Source organism: Aquipluma nitroreducens (assembly GCF_009689585.1).
GTDB classification, from domain to species: Bacteria; Bacteroidota; Bacteroidia; order Bacteroidales; family Prolixibacteraceae; genus Aquipluma; species Aquipluma nitroreducens.
On record NZ_AP018694.1, the window covers coordinates 1,997,659 to 2,016,122 of the forward strand.

Consider the following 18,464-nt stretch of genomic DNA (forward strand, 5'->3'; position numbering starts at 1 on the left):
AAGTGAATGTATACAGCAGATTTCTATTTTCTGTTTCCTTTTTACTGATGACTGATGACAATTTCTTGTCTCAGGTTAAAGTTTGTTAAACTGATACTATATGCCCTTTTCGTTTGTTTATATCAAAAACAAACAATAAGTAAAGATGAAACGAGCCATGAGTAATACTTACTCACACACCAAAATGACTAGTTGGCGAGTTCCATATGGCAATTAAAAAGCAAATTACAGACATATGAAAAAACAGCATTTAATTGGTTTTCTTTTTGTTGCGATTTTACTTTCATTTAGTTCATGTAAAAAAAGCTCATTTGCTGCAACTGATACGCTTTATGTTCCTACAGCAACAGATGCTACAGCCACCGCCACTCTTACCCAATTACAAAGTGGGTATAACCTCTATAAGAATAGCTGTGGCGCGTGCCATGGATTATATTCACCTGATAGTTATTCCGCTTCAAATTGGACAAGTATTTTAGCAAGTATGGCACCCAAAGCAGGCTTATCTTCGGCTGACAAAGCATTAGTATATAAATATGTAACCCGGGGCAAATGATTTTTGATTTAAATATTAATGGCCACAAATGGCTATTAATGCGTTGACATTGTTAATTTTACAAATGGATTCAGTTTAAAAAGGTTCGGGAATACAGATGCGGATTCAAAAATCCATTTTTATTCAAATTAAATTTATGCAATTGAAAAAGACTAGAATACTTTGGACCGACGATGAAATAGATTCTTTACATGCGCACATCATATTTCTGGAGGAAAAGGGATTTGATGTGGTTACGGCCAACAACGGAACGGATGCCATTGAAATGGTAAAAAGTGATTTTTTCGACATCATTTTTCTGGACGAAAATATGCCAGGATTAAGCGGCCTTCAGACGCTGAATGAAATTAAAGCGCTCAATCCGAATGTTCCGGTAGTGATGATTACCAAAAGCGAGGAAGAAGATATCATGGAAGAAGCCATCGGGTCAAAAATGGCTGATTACCTGATCAAGCCCGTCAATCCAAAGCAAATTTTGCATTCGATCAAAAAGAATGTCGACCAGCGGCGTTTGGTTACCGAGCGCACCAACACGGCCTATCGTACCGAATTTTCGAAAATTGGCATGCAAATCAGCGACAAACTCTCGTTCGACGAGTGGGTCGACATTTATAAAAAGCTTGTTTTCTGGGAGCTCGAACTGAGTAGCTCCGAAGATTCGGCGATGGACGAAGTTCTTAAAATGCAGAAAGCTGAGGCAAACAATTCATTTGCTAAATACATCAGGAATAATTACCAATCGTGGTTTGGGAAAAACCCAGTTGGGCGTCCCTTGCTTTCACCTGATATCTTCAAAAAGAAAGTAATTCCGCAGGTTGACAGTGGAAACAAAGTCTTTGTTTTGGTAATCGACAATCTGAGATACGACCAGTACCGCGTTTTAGCTACTGTGCTCAACAATTATTACCGTGTTGAAGAAGAAGATCTGTACTGCAGCATTTTACCAACTGCCACCATGTATGCCCGAAATTCAATGTTTGCCGGATTAATGCCTTCTGAAATTGAACGGCTTTTCCCGCAATTTTGGGAAGATGACGACAATGAAGGTCACAAAAATCGCTTCGAACACGAACTTCTTCAAACACAATTAGCCAGACTTGGAAAGAATTACAAGTTGTTCTTTGAAAAGATTGGCGGCATAAGAGGAAGCCGTACGTTGACCGATTACATCGGGAACATTCTTCAAAACGATCTTTCGGTAATGGTTTTCAATTTTGTGGATATGATTTCGCATGCCCGTACCGAAATGGATATGATCAAAGAACTGGCCAGTGACGAATCGGCTTACCGATCGCTTACGCTGAGCTGGTTTAACCACTCGTCGTTACTCGATTTACTGAAGTTGCTGGCCGAAAATAAAGTTACGGTCGTTCTGACTACCGATCATGGAACCATTAGGGTTGACAATGCCTTGAAAGTGATTGGCGACCGCGAAACAAATACTAATCTGCGCTATAAACTGGGCAGAAACCTCAATTACAATTCGAAATCGATATACGACATTAAAACTCCGGCAACCATTTACCTGCCGTCGCGCAATGTGAGTACTTCGTACATTTTCGCTGCCAATACCGATTTTTTTGCTTACCCAAATAACTACAACCATTTTGCCCAATATTACCGGAATACCTACCAGCACGGAGGAATTTCGTTGGAAGAAATGATCATTCCGGTGGTGACAATGACACCGAAATGATAAGCGCGTGAGTTTTTATTTCTCATTCAAGGTAAACAGCTCTTCCACCTTTATCTCAAAGAAACGAGCCAGTTTGATGGCCAGAATGGTGGATGGCACAAATTTTCCGGTCTCGATGGTGTTGATGGTCTTTCGGGTCACGCCAATGTGAGCGGCAAGTTCTTCCTGGGTGATGTTTTTCATCGCCCGTTGAACTTTAATCTGATTACTTAATTCCTGATTCTCCATGTTTAGTCGCGGTTATAGAACATTTTTGAAATCAGGACAGTCAAGCCACCCAAATAGAGGATTACTTTTGTCACCAACAGGGCAGGTATGGTATAAAACAGGGAAACCATAAGGAATACAGCCGTAACGCCCATAACCACAAAGAAACCCGTTTGAAATGATTTGCGAAGATTGTATTGGTGCAACTCCCCTTCCAAGGCACCTCTCATTTTTTTATCCCATCTTAACTCACGTTTTAGCTTAATCGCACGAATTCCACTTACAGCCAAAATAAGCCACCCCAATATTCTGATCCATTGGATTACTGATGGAATTTCAGGCAGGAAAAAGGGATCTGCTACAATGTAAGTTCCAAACCAGATGGCATAACCCACAGTTGCCCATTTCAGAAAACTACTTCTAGCGGCGTCCAATTTTTCAATCATCGATGTTTCCATAATTTGTTGCTTTTAATGTAACCTTAAACTATTATTTAATAACCCTAACGTTTCTTTATATAACCTTTAGGTTACAAAGTAAATTTATTTTTTCTATTCGGGCAAATAATTTCGATCATATTTTTTGCAGAAAAAAATGTCTGTTACCAAGGACATACTTTTTCTCTTTTTTCAGATCCGGGTACTTTGTCAAAGATCAATACAGCCATTTTATCGTCAACTACAGGCTGTTCACCGAAAAAAGCAATTTTACAACATCCTTTTTTCTAACTTAGGCTCAAATAAGCAATTAAACCTATTGACGAATAACTAGTCTATCAGTTGACTTAACTTTTTGGAAGTGAAGATAACTATCGAAAACCTCAACAAAGTCTATCCCAATGGCAACCATGCGCTGAAGGATGTGAATCTGGAAATTAATAACGGGATGTTCGGGCTACTCGGTCCAAACGGTGCTGGCAAATCGAGCCTCATGCGCATATTGGTTACCCTGATGCAACCTTCATCGGGAATTGTGAAAATGAATGGCTACGACCTGACTAAAGATCGCGAACAGATTCGATCCATGCTTGGATATCTTCCTCAGGATTTCCGCTTTTTCTCGCACCTGAAAACCTACGAATTTCTGGATTATGCTGCCCGTTTGGCAGGAATGAAAAACAGCAAAGAACGCAAGCTGGCTGTCGATAAGATGCTTGAAGAAGTGGGTTTGTTTGAAGCACGCGACCGCAAAGCCAACAACCTTTCAGGAGGTATGAAACGCCGTTTGGGAATTGCCCAGGCGCTGATTAACAATCCCAAAATCATTATTGTTGACGAACCAACCACCGGTCTCGACCCCGAAGAACGCATCCGTTTCCGGAATTTGCTTTCAACCATTTCAACTCAGGATGTGATCATTATACTTTCAACCCACATTGTTGGCGACATCTCCAGTTCGTGTACCGACATGGCGCTACTCAATCAAGGGGGCCTGGCGTTTACCGGTTCGCCCGACGAGTTGGTAGTTCGTGCTGAGGGAAAAGTGTGGCTGATTCAGGCAACAGAAGCTGAATACCTGGAAATCAACGAAAAATATCCGGTTATCTCCAACGTCCCGAACAGCGAAGGTTGGGAAATTCAGGTAGTAGCCGATTCCATCAATGGATACAACGGACACAACATTGCTCCAAACCTGGAACATGCCTACGTTTATTTTATGGAAAGTAATTTAAATCAATGGACCGCCATCTAGTTACGAGTTATTAATGATGAATTATTAATGAGACATTCATGACAAAGCAATTTTGACACACAGTAGGAAGATTATAAAACCAAACAATAATGACATCGCTTTTTTTAAGCCTCACCCTTGGGGAAGGTTTGGAGGGGGCTTAATTATAAACGTATGAATAAATGATTTCAGTTCATAACATCTCGTCCATAGCCAAATACGAAATAACCACACTTTTGCGAAGTTGGTTCTTCCGAATTTTTGCATTATTGGCCATCGTCATCTTGTTCTTCTTTAACATGGCCGTTTTAGTCATGGAAAACGGTGGAAATTGGACGTTAAAAGCCATTTCATCAATCGTTCCGTACATGAACTTACTGATGCTGAATACCGTACAGGCGATCATTGCCATTTTTTTGGCTTCAGACTTCCTGAAGCGCGACAAAAAGCTTGATACTACTGATGTAATTTACATCCGTTCGATGTCGAACGGCGAATATGTGGCTGGAAAAACCATCGGAAACCTCGTAGTTTTTATTATCCTGAACCTGATTGTTCTTTCCGAAGCGCTTATTTTCAACCTGATCTCAGCCGATGTGGCCGTGAACTGGCTGGCTTATGTGGAATATTTTCTGATCATTAGTTTACCCACCTTAATTTTCATCCTGGGACTTTCCTTTTTCGTAATGAGTGTACTTAAAAATCAGGCCATTACATTCATTCTGTTGCTTGGCTATGTAGCAATTACTATTTTCTACCTCAATACCAAATACTATTTCCTGTTCGATTACATGGCTTACAGCTTGCCGTTACTGAATTCAGATTTTATGGGATTCGGTAACCTGCACACCATCCTCGTTCACCGTGGAATGTATGCCTGTTTTGGTATGGCATTTATTTTCCTGACGGTTTCGCTCCTGAAACGATTACCACAAAGTCCTTTCAGCAACAAAGTAACACTTTTCCCGGCATTGCTGTTTTTCGTTGCCGGAGTTTGGTTGGGCAAAATGCATGTTTCAACTTTTGTGAAAACTCAGGAGTTAAGAGAAAACATGCGCACTGTTAACGATGCCAATATGACCGAACCCCGCGTAAAAGTGGAGAGCTGCAACATTGATCTCAAACACGTAGGCAACAACATTGAAGTGACAGCCAAATTAAAAGTGAGCAATCCACTACCAGAAGCCATCAATCATTTTGTTTTCAGCCTGAATCCTGGACTAAAAGTTAGTAAAATCACGTTCAACGGGCATGAGATTTCGCCCAAACGAGAGCTTCAACTGATCGAATTTTCAGATACGAAAATAGAATCCGGAGAATCTGCCGCGCTCGAATTCACTTACAGCGGAAGTCCGGATGAAGCTCAATGTTTTCTTGATGTTGACGACAAAACAATGGAAACGTCCAACAGGGTAAACATGTATAAGATCGACAAACGATCGGCCATCGTTTCTCCTGATTTTGTTTTGCTTACACGCGAGAGCAACTGGTATCCCATTGCCGGAACAGGTTTCGGTAAGCAAAGCAAACAATGGATTCAAAAGCAGTTCAGTAATTTTGACATTACTGTAACCACCAAACCTGGATTGACAGCAATTTCACAAGGAAAACCTGAGGGCAAAGACGGAACTTTCCATTTTACGAACAGCCACAATCTGTCGCAGATATCACTTGTTATCGGTGAGTACACGCAACTATTTAAGGTTATTGATGGACTTGATTTCAACTTATACATCCATAAAGGCCACGATTACTTTTCCAAATTTTTGGAGCCCATAAAAGACACCATTCCGGATTTGATTAAAACGGCTTTAAAAGACTACGAGCGAAAGATCGACATGTATTACCCGTTTGATCGATTTACAGTAATTGAAGTTCCGACTCAATTTTATTCCTATCCACGCACATTGATTGGCGAACGGGAGCAAATTCAGCCCGAAACCATTCTCTTTCCTGAAAAAGGATTACTGGTCGAAGAAGCCGATTTTGCCGGAAATATCAAACGCATGGAACGTTGGGGTCGTGGCGATGATACCTCCACTCCTGAAGAGAAAAAAATAAATGCAGTGAACAACCTTTTGTCAGTCTTTACGCAGGCCGCTGCCAGGGCTGATGTCAGCCAAAGTCAGGGGCAGTTTCAGGTTACAGAAAAAGCCAATCCCTTGTACTTCTATCCATTATTTTACAATTACGCTTATTTTATCCAATCCGATCAGTGGCCAATTACCGATCGTATTTTCGAGGCCTACCTAAAAAAATCAACGGCTGAATCGGGTGCAATGGGATGGATGCAGAGCATGCAGGGTATGACCGAGAACGAACAGGCGAATTTAGCACTGCTCGATTTTTCGTTTGCCGAATTGCTAAACGATCCCGAAAAAATACAAATTATCGACAATGTGATCCAGTTGAAAGGGCAGACACTTTTTTCGATCATCAAACGCAAAACAGGCGATGATGCTTTCGACGATTTTATGTTTAAGTTCCTGAAAAGCATTCGGTTCAATTCAACTACCATCGAAGACTTCAACAATCGGATTGAGCAACAATTTAATACCGACCTGCTTCCTTATATGGAAAAATGGTTCAGCAGTAAAGAACTTCCCGGGTATTTGATTGGCAGTGTAAAAGCCGTTAATGTATTGGATGGTGACCGGCTAAAAGCGATGGTCAAATTCAAAATCACCAATTCCGAAAAAACAGAAGGAATTGTTCTGGTTCAATTCAGGCTTGGCGAAGGCGGTGGTCCTGGCCGTGGACGTTTTGGCGGAGGCGGTGCAAACAGTGAAACCGTTGATAAACTTTTGCATCTCGAAGGTGGACAAACCAAAGAAGTAAGTTACCTCCTCGATGGAACACCCCGGAATATAACCATTAACACGCTCACGTCAAGAAATATTCCGGCTGAACTTCGGCTTCCGCTGGATAACATTGAACAAGATATTAAGGCAGTTCCGTTTGAAGGCGAAAAAATTGTGGATACGCCTGTACGTATTGCAGAAGATGGCGAATTTATTTGCGACAACGAAGATTCAACATTCCACGTCACCGTTTCGGAAGATAGAAGCCTGTTGCAAAAATTGCTCCTGAACGAGGAACAAACCAAAGATAAATACATCGGGTACAACACCTGGCGAGCGCCAAGAACCTGGCGGGCAACCACCAACAGTGGCTTTTTCGGCAAGTTTATCCGGTCGGCTCACTACGTAAAATCAGGCGACGGCAATAAAAAAGCATCATGGAATATTCCGATCAAGGGTGATGGAACTTACGAAGTGTACACCTATCTCACAAAAATGCGGCGTGGGCGGCGCGATAATCAGGATAATCCCGGTGAATACACGTACACCATCAACCACAACGGGGAAAAAGAAAATGTGGTGATTGACCTTAAAACCATTGATGACGGATGGAACAGTCTCGGTTCGTTCTATTTTTCGGGCGATACGGTTAAAATCGAATTGGGTAATAAATCGGCAGCGCAAACGGTAGTGGCAGATGCCATTAAACTGGTGAAACAATAAAAAAGTGTTCAGTCGCAGTAAACAGAATTGAATGTTGCGAGTTACGAGATGCGGGTTAACCCCAAACGCGTAACCCGTAACCCGAAACGCAAATTTGAAATTTGGAATTAAAAAATATAAACCTCAGACGATAACCATTATGCTTCTAAAAAAACTAATCAAAAGAGGACTGCTGGTGTTCATTTTTTGTCAGCTTTTGCTATCGGCAAATGCACAACAAATTATAACACTCGAAAGTGCGCTTGAAATAGCACGCAACAATAGTCCCGACATTCGACGCTCGTTGTTGAATCTAAAGAATTCTGAAGAGTCATTAAAAGCTCAGAATGCAGCGCTAAAATCAAATTTTTCGCTCAACCTGACTCCATTAAGTTACGACAAAACCCGATCGTTCGATACGTTTCAATCGATTTGGAATACAAGCGAAACAACTCAATCGTTCGGTACATTAACCGTTTCGCAACCATTCCTTCCGACTGACGGAACAATAAGCCTGAACAACCGGTTTGGCTGGCAGAACAGTTACAGCGAGAACGGAAGAAACCTCGCCCCAAAAACATTCAGTAATAACTTGTATCTGAGCATTGCACAGCCTTTATTCACCTATAACAGAACCAAGCTTTCATTGAAAACGCTGGAGCTAAATCTGGAAAATGCCCAACTGAATTATTCGATGCAAAAGTTGAACCTCGAAATGCAGGTTACCCAATTGTTTTACAATGTTTATCTGGCACAAATGAGCCTGAATATTGCACAGGATGAATTCACTAATACGCAAAAGAGTTATGAAATCACCCAAAACAAGGTAACTGCAGGAATTGCAGCTAAAGAGGAACTTTATCAGGCCGAACTGAACTTTGCCACTGCAAAATCGACCTTGGAAAATGCACAGGTAACACTCGACAATAATAAAGATCAGTTTAAACAATACATCGGGATGGACATCATGGAAGAAATGACTGTGATGACCGATGTTGCATTTAACCCGGTAAATGTTGACGTAAAAAAAGCAATTGAATACGGTTTAAATTCCCGTATGGAACTTCGCCAGCGCCAAATTGATGTGACAAATGCTCAATTCCAATTGATCCGGACCAATTCACTGAACGAATTCCGTGGCGATCTGAATTTATCAATCGGTATTATCGGTGTCAACGAAACTCTGCCTGATATATACAAGAATCCAACCAACAACCCACGGGTGTCGGTTTCATTCAATGTACCGCTTTGGGATTGGGGCGAAAAGAAAGCCCGGATCAAAGCGCAGGAAGCTGTTATTGAAACTCAGGAAATTAATCAGTCGGAACAGAAAAAACAGATAACAGTTGACATCCGAAAAGTCTACCGCAGTTTACAAAATCAGACCAACCAAATTGAAATTGCTGCTCAGAACGAAAAAAATGCGCAACTAACCTACGAAATCAACCTCGAAAGGTATGCCAATGGCGATCTGACCAGTATGGATATGAACCTTTTCCAAACACAGCTTTCACAAAAGAAAATGTCGTATGCTCAGGCTTTAATCAATTATAAAGTTGAATTGCTGAACCTTAAAATTCAGTCGCTTTACGATTTTGAAAAGAACGAAGCCATTGTTCCTGAATACCTTATTCGAAAGAAAAAATAAAACAAATCCATATGAAACCTATTCACCAATTTATCGCTTTGATAGCCCTGATCGGGGCGACCACTGCCTGCAACAACCAACCGGCCAACACAACAACTGAACTGGCGGTCCCTGTTTCGGTTTCCGACATCAAACCGAAGTCGATCGAAAAAGTGATCAATACCACCGGCACGTTGAATGCCACAAAAAAAACGGTATTGAATACCGAAATGGCCGGTAAATATAAACTATTGGTCAATCCGAAAACCCGCCGTCCGTTTGCTCTGGGCGATCTGGTCGAAAATGGACAGGTTATAATACAGCTCGAAGATGCCGAATATGTCAACGGAATTGGTCTTGAAAGCAAGAAGCTGAATCTCGATATTACGGAGCAAACTATGAAAAAGCAGCAATCGCTTTTCGAAAAAGGTGGAGTTACCCAACTTGATTACCGCAATTCGGAAGTAAATTATACCAACGCCAAGGATGCTTTCGAAAGGGCAAATCTTCAATTGGCCAAGATGAGTATTCGTGCTCCGTTCAAAGGCGTAATTACCGATTTGCCTGCCACCACCAACGGTACCCAGATTGCGACTGGAGCTGCTGTTGTTAGTTTGATGGACTATAGTATCATGACCGTTGAAGTAAACCTTCCGGAAAAATACATTAACGAAGTGGCGATTGACCAACCGGTTCGAATTATGAATTATACCTTGCCCAACGACACTTTACAAGGAAATGTAAAAGAATTGTCGCCGGCCATCAGTACCGAAACACGCACGTTTAAAGGTGTTGTTCAGGTTGCCAATCCTGAGCTGAAACTACGTCCGGGGATGTTTGCCAAAGCCGACATTGTTTTGGCACGCAAAGACAGCGTAATTGTTATCCCCAAGGAAATCATCATTTCAAGCCAGCGTGGCAAGTCGGTTTTCATTGTCGATAATGGAACAGCAACCGAAAAACACATTACCATTGGCTACGAAACCCAGACCGAAGCAGAAATAACTTCAGGATTAAAAAAGAATGACCGACTGGTGATCAAAGGTTTTGAAACATTGAAGAATAGGTCGAAAGTAAAGATCGTGAAATAGTAAAATGTTACGAGTTACAGGTTGCGGGATACGGGTTAAATAGCCGCATCGCGCAACCCGAAACACGCAACCCGAAACATAAAACCGCATGAAGAAATTAACACAATTTGCTGTCAACTTTCCGGTGACCATACTGATGATGGTACTTGCCGTTGTCCTGTTGGGATACATTTCCTTCGACAAGCTGGGCATCGACCTGTTTCCGGAGATAAACAACCCTCGTTTGTTTATCGAGCTCAAATCGGGAGAACGCCCTCCGGAAGAAATGGAAAAACAATTCGTGAAAAATCTCGAATCGTTAGCCATTCGCCAATCAGGCGTCATACAGGTTTCGTCGATTTCGAAAGTAGGAACGGCGCAAATAACCGTTGAATATGCCTGGACCAAAGATATGGACGAAGCTTTTCTTGATCTTCAGAAAGCAGCCAGTTCCTTTGCTCAGAATCAAACCCTCGACGAGATCAACATCACGCAACACGATCCGAATACCACACCGGTAATGATTGTTGGTCTGACTCACGAGAGCATTACCGATATGAACGAACTCCGTAAAGTAGCCGAAAACTACATCCGGAACGAGCTGGTTCGGCTCGAAGGTGTGGCTGATGTGGAAGTTTCTGGCTCGGAAACCAATGAAGTGCTGATACAGACCGATCAATACATGCTCGATGCTTTTGGTTTGACACTCGACGAGTTGACTACACGCATACAGAGCTTTAACCAGAGTATTTCGGGTGGTTCGATCACCGAAATGGGACTGAAATATGTGGTAAAAGGCGTTAGTTTATTGACCGACCTGAGCGACTTCGAGAATACCATTGTTGGATACAAGTCGATTACTTCGGGAAGCACAACTGCCGAAAAAGCTCCGATATATCTGCGCGAAGTGGCTAAAATTAGTTTTGCCAATAAAGATCCTGAAAACATTGTCATGATGAATGGCAAGCGCTGTTTGGGATTGTCAATTTATAAGGAAACAAGTTTCAATACAGTAAAAGCTGTTGAAGACATTTCGAAAGCACTGGTTGACATGGGAAAAGCATTGCCTGGGTACAAGCTGACTGTTATCTCCAATCAGGGAACTTTTATCAGCAATGCCATCAGTGAAGTGGAAGATACCGCAATGATTGGCATGTTCCTGGCGATCGTGGTGCTGTTTATATTTCTGCGCCGCATTGGAACGACACTAATTGTGAGTGTGGCTATGCCGATTTCAATCATAGCCACCTTTAACCTGATGTATTTCAATGGGCTCAGCCTGAATATTATGACCTTGGGAGGACTGGCGCTCGGTGCCGGTATGTTGGTGGACAATGCCATCGTGGTGATGGAAAATATTTTCCGGCTCCGCGAATCGGGCATGTCGGTAAAAGACGCTGCCATCGAAGGAACTTCGCAAGTCAGCGGGGCGATAACTTCATCGACGCTTACCACCATTGTCGTTTTCCTACCCATCGTTTATTTGCACGGCGCTTCGGGCGAGCTTTTCCGCGATCAGGCATGGACAATCACTTTTTCGTTGCTTTCATCACTGGTCGTGGCCATCTTGTTGATTCCAATGATGTTCAACTATTTCTTTAAAAGCAGCCAGAAACCTACCGTTCAAAAGTCTGTCCGGATTAAGGGATATGGAAAATTTCTCGGGAATGCACTGAAACACAAATGGGCGATCATACTTCTTACTGTAGTACTCATGGGGCTTTCTGTTTTGGTTTTGCCTTATATCGGAACCGAATTTATGCCCAAATCGGAAACCCGTCAATTTAGTATTGATTTAAAGATGCAGGAAGGAACCCGGCTTCAGCGAACTACTGCTGCCGTTGAGAATCTGGAAGGAATCATCCGCGAAGTGTTGGGCGACCATCTAGAAACGATTTATAGTCAGGTTGGTCCGTCAACCGGATTGCTTACCTCTCAGGATGCACTTTTTCAGGGTGAAAACACAGCGAGCATTAAAATTATATTGAAACCCGATAGCAAATATGGATCAACATCGGCCATTCAGTCCATTTCGCAAGGATTGGGCGAGATGCCTGATTTGGACATCAAATATGTTCAGGATCAGACTGCATTGGGCGGTTTGATGGGAACCGATGAAGCGCCGTTGGTGATCGAAATTCAGGGAGAAGATCTGGCCGTGATAGAAGGACTATCCAATCAGGTAAAAGCGGCCGTTCAGGGAATTCCTGAATTGTATAACCTGGAAGCTTCGATGGAAGGTGGTTCACCCGAAGTGGAAGTGATGGTTGACCGTTTGCGTGCCGGAATTTTTAACCTGAGTGTATCCAACGTGGTTACCCAAATTCAGAATCAGTTAACCGGTAAAACAGCCGGTACTATTGAAAAAGGTGGCGAAATGCAGGACATCACGCTTCGTTTGCCCGACACCGGATTGGCTCAATTATCGGATATGGAAATCAAGAACGGAACGCAGGTTGTTCGCGTTAACGAAATTGCGACCATTGTTGAAGGTACTTCGCCCAAGGAAATTTTCCGGAGAAACCAGGTGCGAATCGGCAAGATCACAGGTTACATGAACAAAGACATTGCCCTCGATAAAATGGTTACCAAAGTGAATCAGGCGATTGCAGGAATTCCGTTACCAACCGATTATAAAATCAAGATAACAGGTGAAGAGGAAAAACGAAAAGAATCGATGGATGCGCTCAGCTTTGCAATGTTATTGTCGATTGTGTTGGTGTTTATGGTTATGGCTTCGCAATTCGAATCGCTGCTGCACCCATTCACCATTCTGATGACGATCCCGATGGCGGTGGTTGGTTCCGTTCTGACCTTTTTCATTTTCAACCAAACGTTGAATATCATGGCAGTCATCGGAATCATCATGTTGGTGGGTATTGCCGTTAACAACTCGATTCTGTTGGTCGACCGGATCCTGCAACTTCAGAAAGATGGTGTTCCAAGGATCGAGGCCATTCAGCAAGCCGGTCAACAACGAATCAGGCCAATATTAATGACCACGCTGACGACCTTGCTGGCTATGTTGCCACTCACGTTTGGGTTTGGCGAGAGCGCTTCGCTGCGAGCTCCAATGGCGCTGGCTGTAATTGGCGGATTACTAACCTCAACACTGATGTCGTTAATCGTAATTCCTTGCGTGTTCGATGTTTTCGATAGATTAGCCTCCCCTAAATCCCCTCCGAAGGAGGGGACTTTAAAAGCCACAGATCCCGATGGAAGGGATTAAAAAGTTATCTATTTGATAAGAGAATGTTGTGAAAATATGCCGCATTAAGTCTCCCCTTTGGGGGGAGATTTAGAGGGGGCTTAATTTAATCAGAATGAAATTCATCATACAGCGAAAAGTACTGATCAGCATGTTGTTTCTGGGACTAACCGTTTTGGGTTACGTCTCCTACAAACAACTGCCGGTTGAATTATTGCCCAATGCCGAACTCCCGTTTCTTTTCGTTCAGGCCGGCTCGGCTACCGATTTGGCTCCTGAATACATGGAAAATCAGGTTGTTATTCCGATCGAAGGAGCTATTGGTACACTCGAAGGCATTGAATCAATCGAGTCGAACGTGACTTCGAAGCAGGGAACCATCGTCGTTTATTACCAGAAGGGCGTCAATTTCAAATATGCATACCTGAAACTTCAGGAAAAGATCAACGAGATACAGTCGAAAATGCCAACCGGCGTGCGGGTAAATGTGGCCAAAGTCGACTTGAAACAGATGAACAGCCAGTTCATGGAATTGCAGGCACGCGGCGAAGGCGGAGTTGACCGCGTGCGAACCATCGTTGAGCAGGACATTAAACCCGATCTGGAAAATATAGATGGAATTGCTTCCGTGAATGTGTATGGTGGAAGGCAAAAGTCAATCGAGGTTATTCTCGATACAAAAGCTTGTGAAGCCTATCACATCACTCCGGGCAAAATACGTTCGTTGCTATCGCAAAATTCGAACTCGCGCACCTATGTTGGTAATTTGAAGGAAAAGACCGTCCAGTATTTTGTGCATGTAACCGCCGAATACACCAAGGTAGAAGATCTGGAAAACCTCGTGGTAGCCAACGGTCCTATTCTGCTAAAAGATGTTGCTGAAGTCAGGTTTGGAGTAAAAGAGGAAACTTCGTTTAGCCGTGTAAATGGTAAAGATGCGGTGACGATACTGCTGGTTAACGACTCTCAAGCCAACATGATCGAGCTCTCGAAAGCGACACGCAAAGTAGTTGCCACCCTGAACGAGAAAATGGCGACCAAAGAAATTGAGATTGCAGAGATTAGCAACTCGGCCGACCAAATGGAAAAGAACATTGACCAGATCATGGATCTTGCGTTAGTTGGCGGAATCATGGCGATTTTTGTTCTTTGGATCTTCCTGAAGAATCTTCGGATCGTTTCATTTATCGCGTTGGCTATTCCCATCTCCATTTTTACTTCGTTTAACCTGTTTTATGCGTTCGACATCACGCTCAACAGTTTGACACTGGTTGGTATGGCACTGGCCATCGGGATGTTGCTCGACAATAGTGTAGTCGTTCTCGAAAATATATACCGGCTCGCAGGAAAAGGATATGCGCCGATGCAGGCCGTTGTGCAGGGGACAACCGAAGTATGGCGATCTATTCTGGCATCAACTCTCACTACCATAACCGTATTTTTACCCTTCGTTTTCTCCAAAAATTTCATGGTGGTTATGTTGGGTTACAACGTGGGCATCTCAATCATTTCCACCCTTGTTGTTTCGTTGGCAGTGGCTCTTTTATTGGTTCCGATGGCCTCGTATGTTTTGCTTAAAAGGCAGGTTGCCCGGAATATATTCTACGAAAAAGTAACCACCAACATGCGCATGGTTCAGGTTTATCTGGTGTTCCTGAAATCGTGTATGCGCAATCCGGCAGCCACCATCATTGGTGGAATAATCATTTTCTTTCTGGCCGTATTCATTAGTCTGGCGGTGAGTGTCAGTTCTCTTCAGGAAGTTGCAAATAAGGAAATTCGCCTGTATGTAACCATGCCATCGGGCTCGTCGCTGGAAACCACCGATCATACCGTTCAGGAAATTGAGAAAAAACTGGACGACTTAGCCGAAAAACAAGATGTGGTTAGCAAAATAGAGGAAGAACAGGCAACAGTAACCATTAAGCTGAAAGACAAGTTTGAAGACATAGCCGACCGCACATTTGCCCAAGTTAAAACCGATATTAACGACCGGACACGCGACATCAAAGCTTCGTCGATTTCGTTCACACAAACACAAAGCACGCGCAGTTTTCAGGGGGGCAGCCGAAACATGATGGGTAGCTTCCAGAAAATGATGGGAATAGGAACCGACGAAGAAAAAATCGTACTCAAAGGTCAGGATTTCAAAAAATTGCAAGCTGTTGGCGAAGACCTGAAATATTTCATCGACCAACTGGAGTCGGTGCAAACGGTGAACCTGAACATTTCGGATAATCGGCCTGAGGTGCATTTGTATTTCAATCCGCTACTGATGACCGAATACAACATTTCGCTCAACAATGTTTTGTCTGAACTGAACTCGTTTTCGAAGGAAATTGCAACTGGCATTCAGTACAAACAAGGTGTTGATGAATACGAAATCATCATCACGCAAAAAGAGCCGGTTGAAGGCGAAAAGCAGAAAACTGACAGGAACATGGATGAACTCAAAATGGTGCAGGTGAGTGATGCTTCAGGAGGGATTCACGACCTTCAGGATTTTACAAATATTGTTTATGCAAGCGGGCTTTCGGGCATTAACCGCGTGAATCAGGAAAAACAAATAGAGGTAAACTACAGTTTTGTAAGCGAAGCCAGCAGTTCGAAAGATCTTTTGGCGGCCTACCGGTACGAAATTGATGAACTGGTTGCCAACTACAATTTGCCATCGGGCGTTGCGGCTGAAGTGGTTCACGAAGAAACCGATTTATCGGAATTTTACTTTCTGATTGGAGCTGCTATTGTTTTGATTTTCATGATTATGGCATCGGTGTTCGAATCGCTGGCAACGCCTTTTGTACTGCTCTTTTCGATTCCACTCGCAGCCATCGGCTCGCTGATTGCGCTGATTATTACCAACAACAGTTTGCTCAGTTCAAACACGCTGATAGGCTTTTTGATTTTGCTTGGAGTGGTGGTGAACAACGGAATCATCCTGATTGACTACACCAACATCCTGCGCAAACAAGGATTCCGCCGTTCGCGCGCGCTGATGACAGCCGGACTGTCGCGCGTTCGCCCGATCCTGATTACGACCATCACCACCATTGTAGGAATGTTTCCGCTGGCTATGGGCGATGCCGAATATGTGAGTGCCATTGGCGCCCCGTTTGCCATTGTTGTAATCGGAGGCTTAGCGCTGAGCACCATGCTCACGCTGGTGTTTATACCAACTTTTTATTCGGGATTGGAAAGTGCTATCGGATGGTTTAAAGAACTATCGCTCCGAATCCGCATCGCTCAATTTGTACTGATGGCTGGGTTGTTCCTGCTCATTTACCTGAAGGTCGATTCCGGATTGTGGCAAGGACTCGATTTTATATTGGTGATTATTTTGGTTCCGGGGTCAACCTGGTTTATTCTGAACAGCTTGCGAAAAGCACAAACCAAGCTGATTGGCGATCAGGATTCCCTCAGTATCCGTATCCAAAACCTGGTTAAAATATACGACCGCGAAAGTCAGTTCTCGCGCGAATGGGAAGCCGGCAAAAAGATTCGCCGACGTGCCGGACTCGAAAAACAATATCATACTTTGCGCGAATTCGATTACGTCATCTGGCAATTGCCTTTGCTTGGATTTATGGGTTATTTCAGCTTTTTCTATCTGAATTCGGCTTTCTGGTCGCTTCTATTTTCGGTTGCAATCACCAACCTTGCCCTGAGCATCTGGAAGCCATTCGGCTTCTTCCTGAATTTCAAGGCTGAAAAAACCGGCAAAAAACTACCGCTGAAGAACTTCCGCTGGGTTCAAATTTTCCTTTTCTGGATTCTTCCAGCGATTGAAACATTTGTGGTTTGGAAAATCACCAAAACCATCGGATTCGTGGTTACGTTTGGCATATTGTGGTATTTGGCTCTGATTATTTCGGTAACCGCCAAGAAACTGTATCAGGAAAAAATAAACATCGACCGTATTACAGGACGCTTCGGAACCATGCGTCGCGGGTTGCTTCGAACCGTGAAAAAGATACCGGTCATTGGCAAACAACATCAGCCATTCAAAGCTTTAAATGGCGTTTCACTCGACATAACCACCGGAATGTTCGGCTTGCTTGGTCCAAATGGCGCCGGAAAATCGACCATGATGCGCATCATTTGCGGTATTCTGGAACAGAGCTACGGAAAAATATGGATCAACGGCATCGATACGCAGGAAAAACGCGAAGAACTTCAGGGATTGATTGGTTACCTGCCCCAGGAATTTGGAACCTATGAAAACATGCCTGCCGAAGAATTTCTCGACTATCAGGCTATCCTGAAAGGCCTAACCGATAAGCAACAGCGCGAAGAACGCATTGAATATGTGCTGAAAGCCGTTCACATGTGGGAAAAACGCGGCGACAAAATCGGCTCCTTCTCCGGAGGGATGAAACAGCGAATTGGTATTGCGCAAATATTGTTGCATTTGCCTAAAATCATGGTTGTTGACGAACCGACAGCTGGGCTCGATCCACGCGAACGCATCCGCTTCCGCAACTTGCTGGTTGAATTGAGCCGCGAACGTATTGTAATCTTCTCAACTCACATCATCGAAGATATTTCGAGCTCGTGTAACCAGGTGGCTGTAATCAACCGCGGTCGTGTAAAATACCACGGAACGCCAATGGACATGGTACATCTGGCCAAAGACATGGTTTGGCAATACGATATTTCGGTTGAGGAATTCGATCAAATGGAAAACAAACAATTGGTTACCCACCACATGCGGCAGGGCGACCTGATCAGGGTACGTTTCCTCTCGAAGAAAAAACCGAGCGAAGATGCAGTGCCGGTTAATCCGATTTTGGAAGATGCTTATTTGTGTCTGATTAAAGATTTGAAATGATAAAAGAGTGACAAAGTAACAGAGAAACAAAGTAACAGAGTAAAAAATGCTTTATAAGCTTTGGTACTTAGGTACTTTGTCGCTTAGGAACTAAAAAA

General features: G+C 43.3%; 10 protein-coding genes. 8 read left to right on the forward strand and 2 right to left on the reverse strand.

Annotated elements, in window-relative coordinates; translation table 11 throughout:
• Positions 1 to 235: 235 nt before the first annotated feature.
• Together AQPE_RS08380 and porX are read left to right on the forward strand one after the other, a co-directional pair.
• Positions 236 to 556, forward strand: coding sequence for a c-type cytochrome (locus AQPE_RS08380; protein ID WP_318350607.1), 321 nt, complete (start codon positions 236 to 238; stop codon positions 554 to 556).
• Between the two features lie 136 nt (positions 557 to 692).
• On the forward strand, positions 693 to 2,252 hold the full coding sequence (porX, locus tag AQPE_RS08385) for a T9SS response regulator signal transducer PorX (RefSeq protein ID WP_318350608.1): 1,560 nt from the start codon (positions 693 to 695) through the stop codon (positions 2,250 to 2,252).
• Positions 2,253 to 2,267: 15 nt separating this feature from the next.
• Here porX and AQPE_RS08390 read toward each other — a convergent pair whose 3' ends face one another.
• A complete protein-coding gene (locus AQPE_RS08390) occupies positions 2,268 to 2,480 on the reverse strand; it encodes a helix-turn-helix transcriptional regulator (RefSeq protein WP_318350609.1) in 213 nt (70 codons plus the stop codon).
• A 2-nt stretch (positions 2,481 to 2,482) separates the two neighbouring features.
• Complete coding sequence (locus tag AQPE_RS08395) at positions 2,483 to 2,917, reverse strand: hypothetical protein (RefSeq protein ID WP_318350610.1); 435 nt, start codon at positions 2,915 to 2,917, stop codon at positions 2,483 to 2,485.
• Between the two features lie 340 nt (positions 2,918 to 3,257).
• On the opposite strand from AQPE_RS08395, the gene AQPE_RS08400 reads away from it, so the two are divergent.
• The 6 genes from AQPE_RS08400 to AQPE_RS08425 all read left to right on the forward strand — a co-directional run bounded on the left by AQPE_RS08400 (position 3,258) and on the right by AQPE_RS08425 (position 18,366).
• Positions 3,258 to 4,151: an ABC transporter ATP-binding protein gene (locus tag AQPE_RS08400; protein ID WP_318350611.1), complete on the forward strand. Its 894-nt coding sequence runs from the start codon at positions 3,258 to 3,260 to the stop codon at positions 4,149 to 4,151.
• A 161-nt stretch (positions 4,152 to 4,312) separates the two neighbouring features.
• Complete coding sequence (locus AQPE_RS08405; protein ID WP_318350612.1) at positions 4,313 to 7,654, forward strand: golvesin C-terminal-like domain-containing protein; 3,342 nt, start codon at positions 4,313 to 4,315, stop codon at positions 7,652 to 7,654.
• 139 nt (positions 7,655 to 7,793) lie between these two features.
• On the forward strand, positions 7,794 to 9,281 hold the full coding sequence (locus AQPE_RS08410) for a TolC family protein (RefSeq protein WP_318350613.1): 1,488 nt from the start codon (positions 7,794 to 7,796) through the stop codon (positions 9,279 to 9,281).
• A gap of 11 nt (positions 9,282 to 9,292) precedes the next feature.
• Positions 9,293 to 10,351, forward strand: coding sequence for an efflux RND transporter periplasmic adaptor subunit (locus tag AQPE_RS08415; RefSeq protein WP_318350614.1), 1,059 nt, complete (start codon positions 9,293 to 9,295; stop codon positions 10,349 to 10,351).
• 88 nt (positions 10,352 to 10,439) lie between these two features.
• Positions 10,440 to 13,559, forward strand: coding sequence for an efflux RND transporter permease subunit (locus AQPE_RS08420; RefSeq protein ID WP_318350615.1), 3,120 nt, complete (start codon positions 10,440 to 10,442; stop codon positions 13,557 to 13,559).
• 94 nt (positions 13,560 to 13,653) lie between these two features.
• A complete protein-coding gene (locus AQPE_RS08425) occupies positions 13,654 to 18,366 on the forward strand; it encodes an efflux RND transporter permease subunit (protein ID WP_318350616.1) in 4,713 nt (1,570 codons plus the stop codon).
• The last annotated feature ends 98 nt before the right edge of the window (positions 18,367 to 18,464 follow it).